This window comes from Streptomyces sp. NPDC127595 (genome assembly GCF_042671685.1).
In the GTDB taxonomy this organism is placed as follows: domain Bacteria; phylum Actinomycetota; class Actinomycetes; order Streptomycetales; family Streptomycetaceae; genus Streptomyces.
The window spans coordinates 517,498-537,834 of sequence record NZ_JBHXWK010000005.1 but is presented as its reverse complement, the minus strand read 5'-3'; the positions used below and the strand labels follow the sequence as shown (position 1 = coordinate 537,834).

At 69.5% G+C, this 20,337-nt stretch carries 20 protein-coding genes, 1 tRNA gene and 1 pseudogene; 15 read left to right on the top strand and 7 right to left on the bottom strand.

The window, feature by feature from the left end; translation table 11 throughout:
• Positions 1–60 precede the first annotated feature (60 nt).
• The 3 genes from rph to rdgB all read left to right on the top strand — a co-directional run bounded on the left by rph (position 61) and on the right by rdgB (position 2,087).
• Positions 61–795 (top strand): ribonuclease PH, encoded by a 735-nt coding sequence (rph, locus tag ACFVKT_RS19410; protein WP_385732990.1) that lies wholly within the window; start codon positions 61–63, stop codon positions 793–795.
• A gap of 178 nt (positions 796–973) precedes the next feature.
• Entirely contained in the window at positions 974–1,366 is a 393-nt protein-coding gene (locus tag ACFVKT_RS19405; RefSeq protein ID WP_385732988.1) for a hypothetical protein, read from the top strand.
• A 118-nt stretch (positions 1,367–1,484) separates the two neighbouring features.
• Entirely contained in the window at positions 1,485–2,087 is a 603-nt protein-coding gene (gene rdgB / locus ACFVKT_RS19400) for an RdgB/HAM1 family non-canonical purine NTP pyrophosphatase (protein WP_385732986.1), read from the top strand.
• 68 nt (positions 2,088–2,155) lie between these two features.
• Here rdgB and ACFVKT_RS19395 read toward each other — a convergent pair.
• The 3 genes from ACFVKT_RS19395 to bcp form a co-directional block, all read right to left on the bottom strand.
• A tRNA-Leu gene (locus ACFVKT_RS19395) sits at positions 2,156–2,238 on the bottom strand.
• A 55-nt stretch (positions 2,239–2,293) separates the two neighbouring features.
• The gene (locus ACFVKT_RS19390) at positions 2,294–3,352 is read right to left on the bottom strand and encodes an HNH endonuclease (protein WP_385732984.1); all 1,059 of its coding nucleotides are present in this window, start codon (positions 3,350–3,352) and stop codon (positions 2,294–2,296) included.
• Positions 3,353–3,489: 137 nt separating this feature from the next.
• Entirely contained in the window at positions 3,490–3,957 is a 468-nt protein-coding gene (gene bcp / locus ACFVKT_RS19385; RefSeq protein ID WP_385732983.1) for a thioredoxin-dependent thiol peroxidase, read from the bottom strand.
• 146 nt (positions 3,958–4,103) lie between these two features.
• On the opposite strand from bcp, the gene ACFVKT_RS19380 reads away from it, so the two are divergent.
• Positions 4,104–4,442, top strand: a complete 339-nt coding sequence (locus tag ACFVKT_RS19380) for a DUF3618 domain-containing protein (RefSeq protein ID WP_385732981.1) — start codon at positions 4,104–4,106, stop codon at positions 4,440–4,442.
• Positions 4,443–4,542: 100 nt separating this feature from the next.
• A complete protein-coding gene (locus ACFVKT_RS19375) occupies positions 4,543–4,845 on the top strand; it encodes a co-chaperone GroES (protein WP_326790934.1) in 303 nt (100 codons plus the stop codon).
• Positions 4,846–4,928: 83 nt separating this feature from the next.
• Here the strand turns inward: ACFVKT_RS19375 and ACFVKT_RS19370 are convergent, their stop codons facing one another.
• On the bottom strand, positions 4,929–7,424 hold the full coding sequence (locus ACFVKT_RS19370) for a transglycosylase domain-containing protein (RefSeq protein WP_385732980.1): 2,496 nt from the start codon (positions 7,422–7,424) through the stop codon (positions 4,929–4,931).
• A 203-nt stretch (positions 7,425–7,627) separates the two neighbouring features.
• On the opposite strand from ACFVKT_RS19370, the gene ACFVKT_RS19365 reads away from it, so the two are divergent.
• From ACFVKT_RS19365 to ACFVKT_RS19350, 4 genes and pseudogenes are all read left to right on the top strand, one after another.
• A complete protein-coding gene (locus tag ACFVKT_RS19365; protein WP_385732977.1) occupies positions 7,628–8,428 on the top strand; it encodes an ABC transporter permease in 801 nt (266 codons plus the stop codon).
• Between the two features lie 46 nt (positions 8,429–8,474).
• Positions 8,475–9,296: an ABC transporter permease gene (locus ACFVKT_RS19360; protein ID WP_385733196.1), complete on the top strand. Its 822-nt coding sequence runs from the start codon at positions 8,475–8,477 to the stop codon at positions 9,294–9,296.
• 5 nt (positions 9,297–9,301) lie between these two features.
• Positions 9,302–10,273: an ATP-binding cassette domain-containing protein gene (locus tag ACFVKT_RS19355; RefSeq protein ID WP_385732975.1), complete on the top strand. Its 972-nt coding sequence runs from the start codon at positions 9,302–9,304 to the stop codon at positions 10,271–10,273.
• Positions 10,274–10,283: 10 nt separating this feature from the next.
• A pseudogene (locus ACFVKT_RS19350) lies at positions 10,284–11,228 on the top strand (DUF1707 domain-containing protein); the annotation flags it as partial.
• Positions 11,229–11,547: 319 nt separating this feature from the next.
• On the opposite strand, the gene ACFVKT_RS19345 reads toward ACFVKT_RS19350, so the two are convergent.
• Positions 11,548–12,876, bottom strand: coding sequence for an SGNH/GDSL hydrolase family protein (locus tag ACFVKT_RS19345; protein ID WP_385732973.1), 1,329 nt, complete (start codon positions 12,874–12,876; stop codon positions 11,548–11,550).
• A gap of 204 nt (positions 12,877–13,080) precedes the next feature.
• Between ACFVKT_RS19345 and ACFVKT_RS19340 the strand changes: the two genes are divergently transcribed.
• The 4 genes from ACFVKT_RS19340 to ACFVKT_RS19325 all read left to right on the top strand — a co-directional run bounded on the left by ACFVKT_RS19340 (position 13,081) and on the right by ACFVKT_RS19325 (position 17,363).
• The gene (locus tag ACFVKT_RS19340) at positions 13,081–14,454 is read left to right on the top strand and encodes a DUF445 domain-containing protein (protein ID WP_385732970.1); all 1,374 of its coding nucleotides are present in this window, start codon (positions 13,081–13,083) and stop codon (positions 14,452–14,454) included.
• 404 nt (positions 14,455–14,858) lie between these two features.
• Complete coding sequence (locus tag ACFVKT_RS19335; protein ID WP_385732968.1) at positions 14,859–16,358, top strand: MFS transporter; 1,500 nt, start codon at positions 14,859–14,861, stop codon at positions 16,356–16,358.
• A 119-nt stretch (positions 16,359–16,477) separates the two neighbouring features.
• The gene (locus tag ACFVKT_RS19330; protein WP_385732966.1) at positions 16,478–16,972 is read left to right on the top strand and encodes a hypothetical protein; all 495 of its coding nucleotides are present in this window, start codon (positions 16,478–16,480) and stop codon (positions 16,970–16,972) included.
• A gap of 13 nt (positions 16,973–16,985) precedes the next feature.
• Entirely contained in the window at positions 16,986–17,363 is a 378-nt protein-coding gene (locus ACFVKT_RS19325) for a VOC family protein (protein ID WP_385732964.1), read from the top strand.
• Here the strand turns inward: ACFVKT_RS19325 and ACFVKT_RS19320 are convergent.
• The gene (locus ACFVKT_RS19320; RefSeq protein WP_385732962.1) at positions 17,360–17,836 is read right to left on the bottom strand and encodes a hypothetical protein; all 477 of its coding nucleotides are present in this window, start codon (positions 17,834–17,836) and stop codon (positions 17,360–17,362) included. The two genes, ACFVKT_RS19325 and ACFVKT_RS19320, sit on opposite strands and share 4 nt — an antisense overlap.
• A 187-nt stretch (positions 17,837–18,023) precedes the next feature.
• Here ACFVKT_RS19320 and ACFVKT_RS19315 point away from each other — a divergent pair, with 187 nt between their 5' ends.
• Positions 18,024–19,028, top strand: a complete 1,005-nt coding sequence (locus ACFVKT_RS19315) for a GlxA family transcriptional regulator (protein WP_385732960.1) — start codon at positions 18,024–18,026, stop codon at positions 19,026–19,028.
• 25 nt (positions 19,029–19,053) lie between these two features.
• Here the strand turns inward: ACFVKT_RS19315 and ACFVKT_RS19310 are convergent, their stop codons facing one another.
• Positions 19,054–19,368 (bottom strand): hypothetical protein, encoded by a 315-nt coding sequence (locus ACFVKT_RS19310; protein ID WP_385732958.1) that lies wholly within the window; start codon positions 19,366–19,368, stop codon positions 19,054–19,056.
• A 184-nt stretch (positions 19,369–19,552) separates the two neighbouring features.
• Here ACFVKT_RS19310 and ACFVKT_RS19305 point away from each other — a divergent pair, with 184 nt between their 5' ends.
• On the top strand, positions 19,553–20,116 hold the full coding sequence (locus tag ACFVKT_RS19305) for an HAD domain-containing protein (RefSeq protein ID WP_385732956.1): 564 nt from the start codon (positions 19,553–19,555) through the stop codon (positions 20,114–20,116).
• Positions 20,117–20,337 lie beyond the last annotated feature (221 nt).

Here is a 20,337-nt window from a genome sequence, read left to right as displayed (position 1 = left end):
GAGGGGCTGCTTCCCCAACCGGCGGCAGCCCCTCACCCGTATACGGCTAGGCTCAACGCCATGTCTCGAATCGACGGCCGCACCCCCGAACAGCTGCGCCCCATCACCATCCAGCGTGGCTGGAGCAAGCACGCCGAGGGCTCCGTCCTCGTCTCCTTCGGCGACACAAAAGTCTTCTGCACCGCCTCCGTCACCGAAGGCGTCCCGCGCTGGCGCAAGGGCAGCGGAGAAGGCTGGGTCACCGCCGAGTACTCCATGCTCCCGCGCGCCACCAACACCCGCGGCGACCGCGAATCCGTCCGCGGCAAGATCGGCGGCCGCACCCACGAGATCTCCCGCCTCATCGGCCGCTCCCTGCGCGCCGTCATCGACTACAAGGCGCTCGGCGAGAACACCATCGTCCTCGACTGCGACGTCCTCCAGGCCGACGGCGGCACCCGCACCGCCGCCATCACCGGCGCATACGTCGCCCTCGCCGACGCCGTCACCTGGGCCCAGGGCAAGAAGCTCGTCAAGGCCGGCCGCCAGCCCCTCACCGGCACCGTGTCCGCCGTCTCCGTCGGCATCGTCGGCGGCATCCCGCTCCTCGACCTCTGCTACGAAGAGGACGTGCGGGCCGACACCGACATGAACGTCGTCTGCACCGGCGACGGCCGCTTCGTCGAGGTCCAGGGCACCGCCGAGGCCGAGCCCTTCGACCGCAAGGAACTCAACGCCCTGCTCGACCTCGCCGTCGCCGGCTGCGACGAGCTGGCCGCCGTACAACGCGCGGCACTTGAGGCAACCACCAGTTAACCCTTCGCGTTCTAAGGGGTACGGGCGTACGGTCCAGCCGTGCGCCCCAGCCCGGCCCCGGCACGGGGCCCGGGCCGACCGCACCAGAGGGTCGATCACACCGATGGGTCGACCACACCAATGGGTCGACCACACCAATGGGGTCGATCACATCTTGCCCACGGGGAGGGACCGTTCCATGGCCGCGCGCCAACGCCGACGCACCGCCGCATTCGCCGTCATCGCCGCACTCGTCGCCCTACCGGCGGCAGTCGGCTGCGACGCCGTCAACAAGGCCCTGGACTGCGTCCAGACCGCCGACGCCATCGCCGACAGCGTCACCGACCTCCAGCAGGCCGTCGAGAACGCGGCGAACGACCCGACGCAGACCGCCGAGTCCCTCGACTCCATCGAGCAGAACCTCGACGAGATCGGCGACAAGACCGACAACGCCGACGTCAACAAAGCGGTCGACGACCTCAACGAGGCCGTCGGCAACGTCCGTACGGCGATCCAGAACGGCGACGAGACGCCCGACATCAGCCCGGTCACGGACGCGGCGGGTGAACTGACGAAGGTCTGCACGCCGTAACCGTCAGGCGGGGGCTTGGGATCACGCCCGGGCCCGGGGATGGCTCGGGGATGCTGGGGATGGGGCCTGGAGACGGCTTGGGCTGGGGCCCGGGGACGGCTTGGGGATACTGAGGGGCATGACCCGCCTGATCCTCGCCACCCGCAACGCCGGAAAAATCACCGAGCTGAAGGCGATCCTCGCCGACGCAGGTCTCACCCACGACCTCGTCGGCGCGGACGCCTACCCCGACATCCCCGACGTCAAGGAAACCGGCGTCACCTTCGCCGAGAACGCCCTCCTCAAGGCCCACGCCCTCGCCCAGGCCACCGGCCTCCCCGCCGTCGCCGACGACTCCGGCCTCTGCGTCGACGTCCTGGGCGGCGCCCCCGGCATCTTCTCCGCCCGCTGGTCCGGCCGCCACGGCGACGACACCGCGAACCTGAACCTGCTCCTCGCCCAGCTCGGCGACATCGCCGACGAACACCGGGGCGCCCACTTCGCGTGCGCGGCGGCGCTTGCCCTGCCGGACGGCACGGAGCGTGTGGTCGAGGGGCAGCTGAGGGGCTCCCTGCGGCACGCTCCCGTCGGCACGAACGGGTTCGGGTACGACCCGATCCTCCAGCCGGAGGGGGAGACGCGAACGTGCGCGGAGCTCTCGGCCGAGGAGAAGAACGCGATCAGCCACCGGGGGAAGGCGTTCAGGGGGTTGGTGCCGGTGGTTCGGGAGTTGTTGGGCTGAGGAGTGCCTACCAAGAACGAAGGTCCGGCTTGCATAGTCGCAAGCCGGACCTTTCATTTGAAGGCAAGTGCGGCCTGAGGGATTCGAACCCTCACGGGATTGCTCCCATCGCGCCCTAAACGCGAGGCGTCTACCGTTCCGCCAAGGCCGCCTAGCCGCCCGCCATTGAGAGTAGCGGGCGGCTGCAAGTGTACGGTGCCGCGCGGTTATCCGGCGAGCGCCGTTCTTTCCTTCTGTCGGCACCACGTGTCGGTCAGCGAATGGCAGTTGGGGCACAGGTATCGCAGGTTCTCCCTGCGGTTGTCCCGCCAGTCTCCGCTGACATGGTCGATTTGCAGGGTGATCGGGCGGCCTCGCCATTCACCGGTGTTTCCGCACTCCACGCATGCGTACGGCACCCCGATCTCGGTCATGGCTCGGTGGAGCTGGGCTCTGTTGGTCCGTCCGGCTTGATCTGGTAGGACGGCCAGTACCCGGTGCGCGGTCGATGCGGGTGCTGGGCGCTCCGGCCGCCCCCAGGCTCGGCGCTTGAAGTGGCTGGTGTCGAGATCGAGGCGCGAGACGGCCCGCCGGACACGTCGGTGATTGGTGTCGTTGACTTCCATCCCGAGCCCACGCATGAGGTCGGCGTAGCTGGTGGAGCTCAGCACAAGGCTGCGCAGCCCGTCCTCGGCAATCTGTGTACGCCGGTGGGAGAAGTGCCCGATGTCGATGCGTTGGGTTGCCAGCATGCGGCTCAGCGTCGCGCGCGAGCGACTGTCGTCCGGAACGCCCAGTGTGCGGGCTACGCCGCGCATGCTGGTCGCTGCAACTGCGGCTGCCCGCAGCTCCTCCGGGGTGAACGGTAGGTCCAACTCGGGGCGATCCATGCCCGGGAAGTGGCTGATGTCGATGCCCGCCGCGCTGATGCGGCGCCGGATGTGAGAGAGCGTTCCCGTGGCCGGGGTGGCTCCCAGTTTCAGAGCCACTTCGCGCAGCGAGGACGACGAGGCCGCAGCTTCGGCAATTGCGGCGTCCGGGTACTTGCGCCACGGGCTCCGCTTGACGAAGTGGCTCGTGTCGAGTCCATGGCCCGTTACTTTCTCCTGCAACACACGCCGTTGGCCCCCACTTGTCTTGAGGCCGAGCCGCCGCATCAGATCGGTCCAGTTGCGGGCCTCGGCGACGACCGGTCCGAGCTGTTCCTTGCTATATGGCTCTGGTGGCGCCGCGCCGTCACCAGAGTTGGTCTTCGTTGCCGGTTCCGGTGTGCTCCACACGCGCATGTACCCCTCCTGTACCGGCCACACGTTCGTGACCTCGTACGGAGTAACGAACCGTTTATCGGACAGTCACGCCCGGAACGTGAAACGGCCCGTACCGGATCGGGCCGGTGCGGGCCGTTCCTGGCGGAGTGGCGGCCTCAGATCCCCAGGTCCTTGATGATCTTCGCGACGTGGCCCGTGGCCTTGACGTTGTAGAAGGCGTGTTCGATCTTGCCTTCCTCGTCGACGACGAGGGTGGAGCGGATGACGCCGACGTATGTCTTGCCGTAGTTCTTCTTCTCGCCGTAGGCGCCGTAGGCCTCGATGACCTTGGTGGACGGGTCGCCGACAAGGGTGACCTTCAGGTTCTCCTTCTCGCGGAACTTGGCGAGCTTTTCGGGCTTGTCGGGGGAGACTCCGATGACGTCGTAGCCGGCGGTGGCAAGGACGTCGAGGTTGTCGGTGAAGTCGCAGGCCTGCTTCGTGCAGCCGGGGGTCAGGGCGGCCGGGTAGAAGTAGACGATGACCTTGCGGCCCTTGTGGTCGGCGAGGGAGACCTCGTTGCCGTCGGCGTCGGGCAGGGTGAAGGCGGGGGCGGTGTCGCCGGGCTGGAGTCGCTCGCTCATCGGTACCTCACGTGGCCGGGGGATGGGTGGATATGGGTTACGGACTACGGAACGAGCGTAATGGGGGTGCCGAGGGGTGCGTCGCCGCCGGAGCTGACAGACTGTCGGGAGCAAAGGGCCAGAACACCATTACGGGAGGCAGCGCGGTGCCGGACACGTCGGACACGTCGGATACCAGGACTCCGGCGCAGATCGAGGCGGACATCGAGCGCCGCCGCGGAACCCTCGCCGAGACGCTCGACGAGATCGGGGTGCGCGTGCACCCGAAGACCATCGTCGGGGACGCCAAGGCCAAGGTCGTCTCCAATATCGATCACACGCTGGGGCGCGCGTACGTCGGCGTCAACCGGGTCGTGAGTGATGTGAAGGGGCAGTTCGTCACCGATGAGGGCGCGCCGCGGCTCGAACGCATCGTGCCGGTGGCCCTCGTCGTGGTCGGGATCGTCGGGCTGCTCGCCGTCGGCTCGCGTCGGCGCAAGCGCTGACCCGGCGGCGTACGGACCGGTCGAGGGCAGGTAGGTTCGGGGAGTGAGCGCCAACCGGGACAAGCAGAGCACCCACCCTGACGACAAGTTGCCCATCCGCATGCTGCACGACCGTGTGCTGGTGCGGCAGGACGCCGCCGAGGGCGAGCGGCGTTCCGGCGGCGGCATCCTGATCCCCGCGACGGCGGCCGTCGGCCGGCGCCTGGCGTGGGCGGATGTGGTCGCGGTCGGGCAGAACGTACGGACGGTGGAGCCGGGTGACCGGGTTCTCTATGACCCCGAGGACCGCGCCGAGGTCGAGGTGCGCGGGACGGCGTATGTGCTGATGCGTGAACGGGATCTGCATGCCGTGGCGGCGGACCGTTTCGAGGGCTCCGAGGACTCGACCGGCTTGTATCTGTGATTCGTAGCCCAGAAGGGGCTTCGGAAGGGGCTGGTGGCCATGGTCACCAGCCCCTTCGTTGTTCCTGTTGTTCGGCGGTCCCTCTACGGTTTTCGCGATGCGGGCCGGTTCAGGGGTCCCGCCCCCGCGATCGCCCCTGCGTCCGTCCCGCCGGTGTCCGTCCCGCCGTCCGTTGTTCCTCCGTCGGCGGTGGTGCCGCCGTCCGTGGTGGTGCCGTCGGTGGTCGTGCCGCCGTCGGTGGTGCCGGTGGTGGTTGTGCCGCCGTCGGTGGTTGTGCCGCCGTCCGTGGTGGTGCCGCCTGTTGTCGTGGTGGTGCCGCCGTCCGTCTGGCCCTGGGTCTGGCCGTTCGTCTGGCCCGGGGTCTGGGACGGGGGCTGCGTGCCGCCGGTCGTCGTGCCGCCGTTGTCCTGGCCGCCGATGGCGGGGGGCTCGGTGGAGGGCTCGTCGGTCACGGGCGGGGGTTCCTCGGCGCCCGGCTGGAGTTCGAGGTCGAAGTCGGTCGCCTCGGTGCCGTCGAGGGCGGCCTTGGTGAACTGGGCCCAGATCTGTGCCGGGGGTCCGCCGCCGTTGATGCGGGCCTGGCCGAGGGCACCGTACAGGGACTTGTGGGCGCCGGTGTCGGGGTCCTGGCCCATGACGGCGACGACGGTGGCGAGGTCGGGGGTGTAGCCGGCGAACCAGGCGGCCTGGTCCTCCTCGGCGGTGCCGGTCTTGCCGGCGGCGGGCCGGTCCGCGCCCTGGGCCGCGGTGCCGGTGCCGCCGTCGACGACGCTCTGGAGCATGGAGGTGGTCGTGTCGGCGGCCTCGCGGGGCACCACCTGCTGGGTGTCCTGCTCCGGCAGCTGTACGTCCTGCGCGCCGTCCTTGGTGATCTTGTCGACCAGGGTGTACGTGCCGTGCTTGCCGTGGTTGGCGAGGGTGGCGTACGCCTCGGTCATGTCGAGGACGCTGGCGGTGGCCGGGCCGAGCGCGATGGACGGGGTGGCGGTCAGGTCGGGGGTGTTGGCGGGGAGCCCGAGGTCGATCGCGGTCTGCTTGACCTTGGCGGGGCCGACGTCGACCGCCATCTGCGCGTACACGGCGTTGACCGACTTGTCGGTGGCGGTGCGGACGGTGATGTCGCCGTACGAGACGCCGTCCTCGTTCTCGGGTGCGTACGTGCCGCCGTTCCAGCCCTCCACCGGGCGCCGGTCGGTGCCGTCGTAGAGCGTGTTCGGGGTGATGGTCCGGCCGTCCTGGGTCTGGGAGTCGTTCTGGACGGCCGAGGTGAAGACGAAGGGCTTGAAGGTGGAGCCGACCTGGTAGTCGCGGCGGGTGGCGTTGTTGACGTACTGCTGGGTGTAGTCGATGCCGCCGTACATCGCGACGACCTTGCTGCTGGAGGGGTCGATGGCGACGCCGCCCGCGCGGACGTAGGTGTCGACCTTGCGGTTCTCCTTGTCGAGCTTGGCCGTCACCTGGTCGTTGACGGCCTCGACGAAGGCGTCCTGCTTGGGTTTCTGGATGGTGGTGGTGATGCGGTAGCCGCCGGTGGAGAGGGTGTCCTCGTCGATGATCTTGTTGGTGATGAGGTAGTCCCGGACGGCCTGCACGAGGTAGCCGCGCTGGCCCGACATGCCCGCTGAGCCCTTGGCCTCCTTCGGCGCCGGGAACTTGACGGCCGCGCGGTCCGAGGCGGTCAGCCAGTCCTTCTTGACCATGCCGTCGAGTACGTAGTTCCAGCGGGCCACGGCCGCGGACTTGTTCTCCGGGTGCGCGATCACGTCGTACTCGCTCGGCGCGTTCAACAGCGCGGCCAGGTAAGCACCTTGACCCACCGTCAGGTCGATGGCGTCGACGCCGTAGTACGCCTGGGCGGCGGCCTGGATGCCGTACGCGTTGCGGCCGAAGTAGCTGGTGTTGAGGTAGCCCTCGAGGATGTCGTCCTTGCTCTTCTCGCGGTCGAGCTTGATGGAGATGAAGAACTCCTTCACCTTCCGGGTGACCGTCTGCTCCTGGCCCAGGTAGTAGTTCTTCACATACTGCTGGGTGATCGTCGAGCCGGACTGCTTGCCCTTGCCGGTGACCGTGTTCCAGGCGGCGCGGATCATCGCCTTGGGGTCGACGGCCGACTCGGAGTAGAAGTCCCGGTCCTCGGCGGCGAGCACCGCGCGCTGGGCGTCCTTGGAGATCTGCGCGAGGGTCACGTTCTCGCGGTTGACCTCGCCGTCGCGGGCGAGCTGGCTGCCGTCGGCGTAGAGGTAGACGTTGCTCTGCTTGGTCGCGGCGGCGTTCGCGGGCGGGATCTTGACGAGGTAGTAGCCGAGCGCGAAGAGGCCGATCAGGAGCAGGAGGACGGTGAGGAAGGTGCCGAGCAGCATGCGCCAGGTCGGGATGATCCGCCGCCAGCCGGTGCGCTTGCGCTTCTGCTTCTTCCCGCCGGGGACCGGCTGCGGTACGGGACCGAATCCCGGACCCTGACTCTGGCCGGACCCCTGTCCCTGACCGGGTCCCTGTCCTCGGTCCGGTCCCGGTGCCGGCTCCCTCGGCGCCCAGCCCTGGCTGTTCTGCTGCGGTTGCGGCTGCGGCTCGTCGCTCATCTGTTCGCCGGACTCCCGTTTCGCGTCGTACGTTGCCGTACGCCCTCGTACGCCTGATGCGCCCCCTCTTGAAGACTGTCGCACCATGCGTTCCGTTCCCTCACCTCGGCACGCGTCGGGCCAGGAAAATGCCTGGCGGGGCGTGTCACCCGGCGGCTAGGGTCGTGCGCTTCGGCCTTGACGCGCTGAGGGAGGGCCTTTTTGTGGGCACTGGGCGGTTGTACGTCGCCGTCGCGGTCGGCGGTTTCCGTCGGTACGCCACCTATCGGGTGGCCACCGCGGCGGGCCTGTTCACCAACACCGTCTTCGGGCTGATCCTGGCGTACACCTTCATCGCGCTGTGGGACGAGAAGCCGCACCTCGGCGGGTACGACCAGGCGCAGGCGCTGACCTATGTGTGGGTCGGGCAGGGGCTGCTCACGGTGGTGTCGGTGATGGGCGGCGGTTTCGAGGACGAGCTCATCGAGCGCATCCGTACGGGGGACATCGCGATCGACCTGTACCGGCCCGTCGACCTGCAACTGTGGTGGCTGGCACAGGACATGGGCCGGGCGCTGTTCCAACTGCTGGCGCGCGGTGCGGTCCCGCTGGCGTTCGGCGCGCTGGTCTTCGAACTCGCGCTGCCGACCGACTTGTTGACGTGGATCGCGTTCATGGTCGCGGTCGCCCTCGGGGTGCTGGTCAGCTTCTCGATCCGCTATCTGGTGGCGCTGTCGGCGTTCTGGCTCATGGACGGGGCGGGCGTGGCGCAGATGGCCTGGATCCTGGCGATCTTCTGCTCGGGGATGGTGCTGCCGCTGAACGTCTTCCCGGGCGTGCTCGGCGAGGTCGTACGCGCGCTGCCCTGGTCGTCCCTGATCCAGGCGCCCGCGGACGTGCTCCTTGGCACGGCCGATCCGCTGGGTACGTACGCCTTCCAGATCGCCTGGGCCGCCGCGCTGCTCGCGGCCGGGCGGCTCGTGCAGTCGGCGGCGACGCGGAGGGTGGTGGTGCAGGGTGGCTAGCCAGGTCGAGGAGCGGGCGGCGGACACCCGGTGGCCCACGCCCAGGCTGGGGGCGTACGCCCGGGTGCGCGACGGGTTGCGCGCCTACCGCATGATCGCCGCCATGTGGATCCGCTCCACGATGGCCTACCGCGCCTCCTTCGCGATGACCCTTTTCGGGAACTTCGTGATGACCGGCCTGGACTTCGTGACGATCCTGCTGATGTTCTCGCAGGTCGACCGGCTCGGCGGCTACTCGCTTGCCGAGGTCGCGCTGCTGTACGGCCTCGGGGGCACCGCCTTCGGGCTCGCGGACCTGGGGTTCGGCACGATGGACCGGCTGGGGCGGCGGGTGCGCGACGGCACGTTTGACACGCTCCTGGTGCGGCCCGTGCCCGTCCTCGCGCAGGTCGCCGCCGACCGTTTCGCGGTGCGCCGCATCGGCCGGGTCACCCAGGGGCTGCTGGTCCTCGGGTTCGCCCTCGTCGCGCTCGACATCTCCTGGACGCCGCTCAAGGTGCTGCTGATCCCGCTGACGCTGCTGAGCGGCGGCGCGATCTTCGGGGCCGTGTTCGTGGCGGGCGCGGCGTTCCAGTTCGTGGCGCAGGACGCGTCCGAGGTGCAGAACTCCTTTACGTACGGCGGCAGTACGCTCCTGCAGTACCCGCCGACCGTCTTCGCCAAGGACCTGGTGCGCGGGGTGACCTTCGTCTTCCCGCTGGCCTTCGTCAACTGGCTGCCCGCGCTGTATGTGCTGGGGCGGCCCTATCCGCTCGACCTGCCGACGTGGGTCGCCTTCGCCCCACCGCTGGTGGCCGCGGTCTGCTGTGCGCTGGCGGGCCTTGCCTGGCGGGCGGGACTTCGTTCGTACCGGAGCACGGGGAGTTAGCCGACGTGGACGTGGACAGTGACTTCATCGAGCTCGACGGGGTCGAGAAGGTCTTCGACGTGCGCAAGAAGACGGGGTTCCTGCGCAGTGAGCGGCGGCAGGTGCGGGCGGTCGACTCGATCTCCTTCACGGTGCCGCGCGGGCAGATGGTCGGTTACATCGGTCCGAACGGTGCCGGAAAGTCGACCACCATCAAGATGCTGACCGGCATCCTCACCCCGAGCGGCGGCCGGCTGCGGGTCGCGGGCATCGACCCGTCGCGCGAGCGGACCCGGCTCGCGCAGCGCATCGGCGTCGTCTTCGGGCAGCGTACGACGCTGTGGTGGGACCTCCCGCTGATCGACTCGTACCGGCTGATGCACCGCATGTACCGGATCCCGGACGCCCGTTACCGCGAGAACCTCGACCGGTGTGTCGAACTCCTGGAGCTGGGGGCCCTGTTGGACGTGCCGGTCCGGCAACTCTCCCTGGGGCAGCGGATGCGCGGTGACATCGCGGCGGCTCTGCTGCACGATCCGGAGGTGCTGTATCTCGACGAGCCGACGATCGGGCTCGACGTGATCAGCAAGGCGCGGGTGCGTGAGTTCCTGCGCGATCTCAACGCCGAGCGCGGTACGACGGTCCTGCTCACCACTCATGACCTCACCGACATCGAGCAGTTGTGCAAGCGGGTGATGGTCATCGACCACGGGCGGCTGATGTACGACGGCGCACTGTCGGGGCTGCACGAGGTGGGGGAGAGCGAGCGGACGCTGGTGGTGGACCTGGAGCGGGAGCTTCCGCCGATCGAGGTCGGGCTGGCGCGGGTGGTGAAGGTGGAGGGGCCTCGGCAGTGGCTCGCGTTCCCCGCGGCCCAGTCGGCGGCTCCGCTCGTGGCGCGGATCGCGGCGGAGTACCCGCTGGTGGACCTCTCGGTGCGGGAGCCGGACATCGAGGCGGTCATCAGCCGCATGTACGCGGAGAAGGCGGTCTCGTAGGCTTCGTTCCATGAGCGAGCCTGTGCCTTCCGAGGGACGCGACGACGGGCGGCCGGCGCCGCGGGACCCCGGACTTCCCGGTCCTGAACTCCCTGGACCCGGACCCGGACTCCCCGGCCCCGAACTCCGGGCTTCGGACGCCGACCGGGAGAGAGTCACCGACGTGCTGAGGGACGCCCTCGCGGAGGGCCGCCTCGACATGGAGGAGTTCGAGGAACGGCTGGAGGCGACGTACAAGGCGCGTACGTACGGGGAGTTGGCGCCGATCACCCGTGATCTGCCGGACCCGGGTGTGACACCGCCCGTGGTGAACATGGTCAAGGGGCCCGCCGAGGGCGGAACCGGGGCCTGGGCGGACCGGATCGTCGGCGGCGAGGGTTCGTCCTCGTGGGGTGTCGCGATCATGGCGGGCTTCCAGCGCAAGGGGCGCTGGACGATGCCCAAGCGGTTCAACTCCTTCGTGTTCTGGGGCGGCGGTGAGATCGACCTGCGCGAGGCGTACTTCGCGGACCGCGAGGTGGTCGTCAACTGCGTCGCGATCATGGGCGGTATGAACGTCGTCGTACCGCCCGGTGTCGAGGTCGTCGTGCGCGGCATCGGCATCATGGGCGGCTTCGACCACCGTGAGGAGGGTGTCCCGGGCGAGCCCGGCGCCCCGCGCGTGGTCGTCACGGGCTTCGCCTTCTGGGGCGGCGTGGGCGTGGAGCGGAAGCTGACCCGCGCCGAGCGTCTGCGCCTGAAGGAGGAGCGCCGCCAGGAGAAGCTGGAGCGGCGCGAGGCCCGCAAGGAGCTGCAGGGTTCACGCGGCGACCGCGGCGACCGCGATGGTCTCGGTGACGCGTTCGACGCGCTGGACGAGGCCCGCGACCTGGTCCGCGAACGGCACGAGGAGCGCCGGGAGCGGCACGAGGAGCGGCGGGAACGGCACCAGGCGCGGCGGGATGAGCGCCATCGGCGGCGGCACGGGGGGGCATTGAGGTCCGGCTCCGGCTTCGGCTCCGGGCTTTGGGCTTCGGTTCCGGCCTACGGCTGGGACTTTCGGCATTGGTCTTCGGCTTCGGCTTGGGTCTTCGGCTTCCGGCCTTCGGCCTGGGCCTTCGGCTTCCGGCCTTCGGCCTGGGCCTTCGGCTTCGGGGCACCCGAGGTGTGACCTCTCGACCTCTCGGGTGCCCCGCCGCTTCGTGTGACGGGCTCGTGCGGCCGGCTCGTGTGACCGACTTGTGTAACCGGCGCGCGCGATAGGCGGCCGCCGGCCCCCGCATCGTGGCCGGCTCCTACATCGTGGCCGTCACCGACTGCGACAGCGCTCCCAGGTCGAAGACCTCCGCCATCCGCTCGTTCCCCCTGTCACTGGGGTGGAGATGATCGCCGGAGTCGTAGTCGGGGCGGAGCCTGCGCGGGTCGTACGGATCCTGGAGCGCCTCGTCGAAGTCGACCACCGCGTCGAAGACCTCTCCCGACCGGATCTCCGCGTTGATGGCCTGACGTACGGCCTCACGCTGGTCGGAGTAGCCACCGGAGCCGTAGAACGGCGTCAGTGTCGCCCCGATGACGACGATCCGGTGAGCGTGCGCCTGCTTGACCAGCGTGCGCAGTCCGTCGGTGATCGTCTTGTAGTTGACCTCGTTCGGGTTGCGCAGGAGGTCGTTGATGCCGAGGTCGATGACGACGGCCTTGACGTTCGGACGGCCGAGGACATCGCGGCTGAAGCGGGACAGGCCGCTCAGGCTCTCGGCCGGGCTGCCGGGCCGGGAGGCGAGGAGCTGGTTTCCGCCCATGCCCTGGTTGACGACGCTGTAGCGGGGTGCTCCGTCGGTGCCGGCGGCGGCGCGGAGCCGGTCCGAAAGGTAGTCGGGATAGCGGTGGTTGGCACCCACGGTGGCGGTGCCGCCGTCGGTGAGGGAGTCGCCGAACGTGACGACGGTGCCCACGGACTCGTCGCTGAGGACGTCGACGGCGGTCAGATAGCGCCAGTACCGCGTCTCCTCGGTGTACGCGTCTCCGCTCACCTCGCTCGCGAGGTCGCCCTTGGCGGCGTAGGAGATCTGGCGCGCGTGCGGGTGGAAGGTGACCGGGCCCGACCGCGTCGGCGAGAACGTGGTGACGAGTACGTCCGAGTCGCTCGGGATCAGCACCCTCACCGCGTCGCTGAGCACCTCCTGCCCCGGGGGGATGACCACCGAGGTGTTGCCGCCGAAGGTGAGGCGGGTCATGGTGTCCGGTTCGGCGGTGGCGCTGTTCGCGGTCTCCGCCACGGCGATCGTGGCGTGCGTGACGGAGAGATCCTGTCGACCGTAGAGGTTGGAGAGCGTGATCCGGGCACGTGTGCCGCCCGCGCTCGTGTGGATGATGTTGCGGACCGACCGGTCGGCCATGCCGTTGGCCGCGGTGCCCGGCTCGCCTCCGCCGGGGGAGGCCGACCAGGCGCCGACCCAGGTACCGGTGGACGCGGGAGCTGCGGTGCCCCGCGGGGCACGGGCGCCGGCGAGGTTGTTCTGCTCGCCGCCGTCGTCGGCGCCCACGCCGAGGAATATGGCGGCGGACATGACCAGCACCACGGCGACGATTCCGGCCAGCAGGGCATAACCACGTTGCTGGGTCATGCGGTGCGTTTCCCCTCGGGCGATGGGAGCCCGAGGCTCCGGTGCGATCAAACCATGATGCGTCATCAGTGGGGCGAAACCGTCGCACTCGTGCAACTTCAGCCGGAACTTTGCCCCTCGGACAGACGACGGGAACTCCTGTTCCGTTCCGGGAGTCGGTCAGGAAGGGACAATGTGTACGGGGGACGCGAACGGGTGGAGTGAATGGAACGTACGAAACCGGAAGAAGCGGGCGCGGATGCCGACGGGAAACCGGCCCTGCCGGCCGCCGCGATGAACCGGGAAGGCGCGCCGAAGGCGGACCCTCGCCGGGCGATGACCACTTTCAGCCCTGCCGACGAGGAGAAGCAGCGGGGCGTACGCCGGATGAAGGCGACGGCGGTCGGCCTGCTGCTCTTCGTCGCGGTCGTGTACGTCCTCGCCAAGTGGGCGTCGAACGAGGGAGCGGGCCCATGGGCCGGATACGTCGCCGCGGCCGCCGAGGCGGGCATGGTCGGCGCGCTCGCCGACTGGTTCGCGGTGACGGCCCTCTTCCGCCACCCGCTGGGCCTGCCCATCCCGCACACCGCGATCATCCCCACCAAGAAGGACCAACTGGGCGTCTCGCTCGGTGAGTTCGTGGGGGAGAACTTCCTCTCGGAGGAGGTCGTACGGAGCCGGCTGCGCGCCGTCGGCATCGGCAGCCGGCTCGGTGCCTGGCTCGCCGAACCGGAGCACGCCGACCGGGTGACGGCCGAGCTGGCCGCCGCGCTCCGGGGGGCGCTGACCGTGCTGCGCGACTCCGATGTGCAGGCGGTGGTCGGCGAGGCGATCACACGGCGGGCCGACTCCGCCGAGATCGCGCCCGGCATAGGGAAAATGCTGGAGAGGATCGTCGCGGACGGCGGCCACAAGCGTGTGGTGGACCTGGTCGTCGCGCGCGCTCACGACTGGCTCGTCCTGCACGACGCGCAGGTCATGGACGCGGTGCAGGGCGGCGCGCCCGGCTGGACCCCGCGGTTCGTCGACAAGAGGGTCGGCGAGCGCGTCTACAAGGAGCTGCTCCGCTTCGTCACCGAGATGCGCGACGCCCCCTCGCACCCCGCCCGCGGCGCCCTGGACCGGTTCCTCACCGACTTCGCCTCCGACCTCCAGTCCGACACCGACACCCGGGCCCGCGTGGAGCGCCTCAAGGGCGAGGTCCTCGGCCGCGGCGAGGTCCAGGACCTGATCGCCTCCGCCTGGACCGCCGTACGGTCCATGATCGTGTCCGCTGCGGAGGACGAGCGGAGCGAACTGCGGCTGCGGGTGCGGGCGTCGTTGCTGTCTCTGGGGGCCCGGATGGCGGTGGAGCCCAAGGTGCAGGCCAAGGTCGACGGCTGGGTCGAGGGCGCGGCGGTGTACGTCGTGACGACGTACCGGCGCGAGATCACCTCCCTGATCACCGACACGGTCGCGGGCTGGGACGCCGAGCACACGACCAGGAAGATCGAGGCCAACATCGGGCGCGACCTGCAGTTCATCCGGATCAACGGCACGGTGGTGGGGTCGCTGGCGGGGCTGCTGATCTATACGGTGTCGCGGGCGTTGGGGGCGTGAGGGTCGGCGTCGGCCGCCGGTAGTGGAGCGTGGAGCGCCGGGTGTGCTGTGCGCCGCGTGCTGTTCGCCGGGTGTGCGGCGGTGCGTGTCGCGTGCTGCGCGGCGGTGCGTGTCGCGCGGTGTTCGCCGGGTGTGCGGCGGTGCGTGTCGCGCGGTGTTCGCCGGGTGTGCGGCGGTGCGTGTCGCGCGGTGTTCGACGGGCGTGCGGCGGTGCGTGTCGCGTACTGCGCGCCGGGCGTGCGGCGGTGCGCGTCGTGCGGTGTGCGCCGGGCGTGCGGCCGTGCGTGCCGTGCGGTGTTCGACGGGCGTGAGATGCGCGGATGAGGGCACTCTGGTTTGGTCACCCATGGATCACTCACTGATAGTCGAGTGATCGCTCAGGGTCACTGGACTGAAAGGGAGCCATGACAGCATCAGCGACGCCGGGCGCTGTGCCCGCCTCCACGGGAACGGTCACCACGTCGGTACCGGCGCGTCTGGACCGGCTGCCGTGGTCCCGCTGGCACTGGATGATCGTGATCGGCCTGGGAACCGTATGGATCCTGGACGGCCTTGAGGTCACCACCGTCGGTAACATCGCCGGCCGCCTCTCCGAGGAGGGCAGCGGTCTTGCCGTCTCCACCGCGCAGGTCACCGGTATCGCGGCGGCGCTCTATGTGGCGGGTGCCTGTGCGGGCGCGCTGTTCTTCGGCTGGCTGACCGACCGCTACGGCCGCAAGAAGCTCTTCATGATCACCCTGGCGGTCTATCTCGCGGCGACGGCTCTCACCGCGCTGTCCTTCTCGCCCTGGTGGTTCTTCGTCTTCCGCTTCCTCACCGGCTTCGGCATCGGTGGCGAGTACGCGGCCATCAACTCGGCGATCGATGAGCTGATCCCGTCCAAGTACCGGGGCCGGGTCGACCTGATCATCAACGGCAGCTACTGGCTGGGCGCGATCGGCGGAGCGCTGCTGTCCGTCGTGATGCTGAACACGTCCATCTTCCCCAAGGACGTCGGCTGGCGGCTGACCTTCGCGCTCGGCGTCGTACTGGGCCTGGTGATCCTGCTGGTCAGGCGGCATGTGCCGGAGAGCCCGCGATGGCAGTTCATCCACGGCCACGGCGAGGAGGCCGAGGCACTGGTCTCCTCCGTGGAGCGCGAGATCGAGCAGGAGAAGGGCGAGGCGCTGCCACAGCCCGACCGCGAGATCACCATCCAGCAGCGCAAGAGCGTCGGCTTCGGCCTGATCGCCAAGACCGTCTTCGGCCGCTACCGGAAGAGGGCCACGCTCGGTCTCGCCCTCTTCATCGGGCAGGCGTTCCTCTACAACGCGATCACCTTCGGCTTCGGCGCCATCCTCACCACGTTCTTCGACGTGCCGACCGGCAGCACCGGCTACTACTTCGCCGTCATCGCGGCCGGCAACTTCCTTGGCCCGCTGCTGCTGGGCAAGCTGTTCGACACGGTCGGCCGGCGCATCATGATCTCCTCGACGTATCTCCTCTCCGGCATCCTGCTGTTCGGCACGGCCTGGCTCTTCGACCGGGGCTCGCTGAGCGCGGTGACGATGACGGCCTGCTGGTGCGTGGTGCTGTTCTTCGCGTCGGCGGGCGCCTCCAGCGCGTATCTGACGGTGTCCGAGGTGTTCCCGATGGAGACCCGCGCCATGGCCATCGCCTTCTTCTACGCAATCGGCACGGCCGCCGGCGGTATCACCGGCCCGCTGGTCTTCGCCGACCTCACGGAGTCCGGCGTCGTCGGCGACACGGTGCTCGCGTTCCAGATCGGTGCGGCACTGATGTGCGCGGCGGGTCTGGTCGCGGTGTTCTTCGCGGTGAAGGCGGAGGGCCGTTCGCTGGAGGACATCGCCACGCCGCTGTCGGTGGTGGAGAAGGAGTCGCCGTCCTCGGCACCGGCTACGTGAGGCGGGCGCCCGCCGGAGTAACCGGCTACGTCAAGCGGGCGCCCGCTTGAGTAGGTGAAGGGCCCGACTGAGTACGCGTACTCTGTCGGGCCCTCGCACGCCGCGCAAACCTCGTACGCATGACCGAGAAGCTGTTGAGCCCGCTGCGAACGCGCCCTTGGCCGGAACGCTGGCTGACGCGCGTGCTCGGCGCCGCCCTCTCCGGTGCGGCGTACCTCGTCTGTATCCCGTGGGATCTGAACAACCGTGTCCCATGGGACCTGAACAACCGCGCCCAGGCGCCCGGTTCCGTCGACGGGACGACCCCGGTGACGGTCGTCGGGGTCGTCGGCCTGACCCTCGTCCTGCTGACGCTGGCGGCCTACTTCGGCCACCGGGACTACCTGGGCTGGCCCCTGCTGCTGGTTGCGGGCCCGCCTGTAGTCCTGCTCCACATCTCGCTGCGCACGAACCCCGGAACGCCGGACGGCATGGCGCACTCGTGGCCCCTGACGTGGGGATTCTGCACGTTCCTGATCGGTGCCGCAGTACTCGTCGCGGCGGCGGTGGCCCGCCGGTTCCGGCCGGCTGAGGAAGACTCGACGGACGGACTGCTGTACGCCCACCTCACCTGAGGAGCCGCTTTCGATGACCGTCCGCAGGATCGTCCCCGACATCCAGGTCGGCTCCGAGGAGTCGATGAGGACCAACAGTGACTTCTACGGCCTGCTCGGCCTGGAGCAGGTCATGCACCTGGGCTGGGTCATGACCCTCGCCTCCCCGTCCAACCCCACCGCCCAGATCAGCTTCTTCACCGAGGAACGGACCGCCCCCGTCGTCCCCGACCTGAGCGTGGAGGTCGACGACGTCGACGCGGTGTACGCACAGGTGGTCGCCACGGGCGCGGAGGTCGTACGAGAGCTGCGGGACGAGGAGTGGGGCGTACGGCGCTTCTTCGTACGGGATCCCAACGGGCGGGTGGTGAATGTGCTGGGGCACCGGGGAGCTGAACCCCTCACGGGTTAAGCCCCTGTCGTAGAACCCGGCCGGATGATCATCAGGACCGTGACGGTGGCCCAGAGCAGGTTGAAGATCCCGGTGAACATGGCGAGCTGTGCGGTCGCCCGCGGGGTCACGGTGACCGCACGGCCCCCGGCGTCCCAGATGCCCTCCATGATCGACGCCTGCCTCGGCAGCACCAGCGCGCCGAGGACGACCGCGGCGACGGCCGTCAGCGCGATCGAGACGATCAGCCAGGTGTCGCCGAGCACCCCCATGTTGCTCGCCGTGGCGAACCCGAACACGGGAACGGCGACGCCGACGGTGGCGTACACCCGGCAGATGCGGTGCAGCAGCCGCGTGGTCGCGAGGGTCTGCGCGTCCCCCGGTTCGGCGAGCGCCTTGCGCGCTGTAGGCGGAAACATGCTGGCGGCGACCGTGACGGGCCCGATGGCGACGATCGCGGCGATCACGTGGACGGCGAGGAGGAACTTGGTCACGGGGTGACGGTAGGGGCGGCGGGGATCTTCTGGAAGTGGCGGTTTTGCCAGGGGGCAACGGATTTTCGCCAGGGGGGGGTGGAGGGGTGCCGGGGCCGTAAAGGTTCCTGGTTGTTGCGGGTGCTTCCGGGTCTGTGTGCCTCGTACCGCTGCTGACTGGAATCCGTCGTACCCCTACTCTCTTGCCATGCACACCGTTGCCGTACTCGCGCTCGACCAGGTCATCCCGTTCGACCTCTCCGCCCCGATCGACACCTTCGGCTGGGCGCGGCTGCCGGACGGGCGGGAGGCGTACCGGATCCGGGTCTGCTCGGTGACGGAGGAGGTGAGCGCGGGCCCGTTCGCGGTGCGGGCCCCGTACGGGCTGGAGGCGCTGGCCGAGGCGGACACGATCATCCTGCCGGGTGTCGCCGACCCGACCGTCCCGCTTCCGCCGGGCGTCGCGGAGGCGGTGCGCGCGGCGGCCGCGAACGGCACCCGGATCGCCTCGGTCTGCGTGGGCGCGTTCGTCTTCGCCGCCACCGGCCTGCTGGACGGGCTGCGCGCGACGACGCACTGGATCGCGGCCCGGGACCTGGCGGAGATGTACCCCGCCGTGACCGTCGACCCGAACGTCCTCTACGTCGACAACGGCCAGTTCCTCACCTCGGCGGGCGCCGCGGCCGCGATCGACATGTGCCTGCACATGATCCGCAAGGACCACGGCTCGGCCGTCGCCGCGCACGCGGCCCGGATGTCGGTCGTCCCGCTCGAACGGGAGGGCGGCCAGGCCCAGTTCATCATCCACACCCAGCCACCGGTACCGGCCGGCGCCACCCTGGAGCCCCTCCTCGACTGGCTGGAGGAGAACGCCGGGCGGGAACTGACCCTGGAGGACATCGCCGCCCACGCCGGCATGAGCACCCGTACGCTCAACCGCCGCTTCCGCGAACAGACGGGCACGACGCCTCTGCAGTGGCTGCACCGGGCCCGGGTACGGCGCGCCCAGTACCTCCTGGAGACGACCACCTACCCCGTCGAACGCATCGCGTCCCAGGCGGGGTTCGGCTCCCCGACGGCGTTCCGGGAGCGGTTCAAGAAGGTGGTGGGGACGAGTCCGTATGCGTATCGGCGGGCGTTTCAGGGGGTGGATGGGACGGGTTCGGCGCCCGGTTCGGCATCCGTATCGGGTTCCGCTGCCGCTGCCTCGTAGGCGAGGTTGTTGGGATCCTGCTCGCTCAGACGGCTCGGCGGTCGGCCACGGCCCAGGAGGCGAGGGCGACGGCCCCGGCGACGCCGAACACGGCGGGCCAGGCGCCGACCTTCTTCGCCAGCGGATGAGACCCGGCGAAGGCGGCGACGTACGCGACCGTCAGCGCCCCGGCGGCCTTACCGCCGGCCTGCTGCCGCCACTGCTGAGCGGCCGTGGCTCCGGCGGCGGCCAGCACGACTCCGCCGAGCTGCCGCTTCTTGGTCCAGCGGGCCACGCCGTACCCACCGATGAGCCCACCCGCGGCCACCACCGCAGCCGGCACCTTCACGACCTTCGCCATCACTGCCTCCGCTGCTACGTGTCTCGTACGAACCGAGGCTAGCTCGCTGCGTCGCGGTTCCGGGCGATGGGTCCAGGGGCTGACTGGCATCGCGGACGTCACGAGGCCGCCGTAACTCTGGCGATCAAAGACCTCCACCTGAACGGCACCGATCGGGTCCCGATGTGCGCGCTATCGTCCAGCCGTGACTCGTTCCGAACAGCGCCCGTTGCTCTTCCTCGATGTCGACGGACCGCTAATTCCGTTCGGGGCGCCGCCACCGCAGTACATCCACGGGCATCCGACCTACCCGCCGGGTCCCGATCCGCACGGCGCCGACTCGAATCCCCTTCTGGCCAGGGTCAACCCCGCGCACGGCTCCCGCTTGACGGCGCTACCGTGCGAACTCGTCTGGGCCACGACCTGGATGACCGACGCGAACGAGTCCATCGCACCACGGCTCGGCCTGTCCGAGCTGCCGGTAGTGATCTGGCCGGACCCATCGGACGCCGACGAGCAGGACGAGCGCTGTGGCCTGCACTGGAAAACCCGCCCTCTCGTCGACTGGGCGGCCGGCCGCGACTTCATCTGGGTCGACGACGAGATCACCGACACCGACCGGGCCTGGGTGTCGGCACACCATCGAGGTGAGGCCCTGCTCCATCGCGTCGATGCGCGCCGGGGTCTCACCGACGCCGACTACGCGGCTCTCAACGACTGGCTGCGCACAGGATCCACGAGCCGATCCCTCCCCGACGCCCGGTACTGACCGCCTCCCCCGTGAGTTCCGCATCGTCGTACGGAGCAATGGCTCACCTGTCCAGCGTGGTAGCCCAGAATCGGGCCGCGGAAGGGGGGAGCCGAGTCGATGACGATGTCACGGAGGCGCGTCATTCACTCATGATGTGCAGCGAGGGCAGGCGGTGTCACGGCAGCCTCACGCAGGCCCAAGTTGCGGTATCTCAAGGGAAGTTGACCGACACGCGATCC